The organism is Mesorhizobium sp. M4A.F.Ca.ET.050.02.1.1 (assembly GCF_003997725.1).
Classification (GTDB): Bacteria; Pseudomonadota; Alphaproteobacteria; order Rhizobiales; family Rhizobiaceae; genus Mesorhizobium.
In genome coordinates this window covers 1-533 of record NZ_RZSG01001463.1, presented here as the reverse complement: position 1 = coordinate 533, position 533 = coordinate 1, and the positions used below count along the sequence as shown (strand labels likewise).

The following is a 533-nucleotide window of genomic DNA, read 5'->3' as shown; positions in this document are numbered from 1 at the left end:
TCCTACGAGCGGCCGACGATCGACGCCGTCGAGCAGAGCACGATGAATACCGGCACGGCCGAAAAGAAGGCGGCCTGAGCATGCGTCAAGACAGACAGGGCCGCTCGCCATCATGACCAGTCCGGGCAGTCCGTCGCAGACCCGTTCCCTGATCATCGAACGTCTCGTCGGCGACAGCGGCGAGGCCGGTCATGTCATTGGTGCCGGGCGGGCGATGGCCGAACGCGCCGTGCCGCTGCTGCAGAAGAGCCTTGCCGTCGAGCTTGGCGCGCCGGTTACGGTGGATCTGCGGGCGGTCGAGGTGAGCCGGGTTCCTCATGCACGCGCCGATGCCGGCGAGACCTTCGCCATGGTCATCGTTCCATCGCCGACCTCGGCCGACGCCATGACCCTGGTGATCGACGCTCAGGCCATAGCCGTCGTGGTTTGCGCCCTGTTCGGCGGGGACCCGGACGCGCGGGTCTCGCCAATCGAACGCGAGCTGTCACAGATCGAGACCGATGTGGCGACGACGGTGATCCAGCATGTGGCGC

Annotated in this window: 1 pseudogene; it reads left to right on the top strand. The window is 67.0% G+C overall.

Annotated elements, in window-relative coordinates:
- Window positions 1-112 precede the first annotated feature (112 nt).
- Window positions 113-533: pseudogene (locus tag EOA33_RS38150) on the top strand (flagellar motor switch protein FliM); the annotation flags it as partial.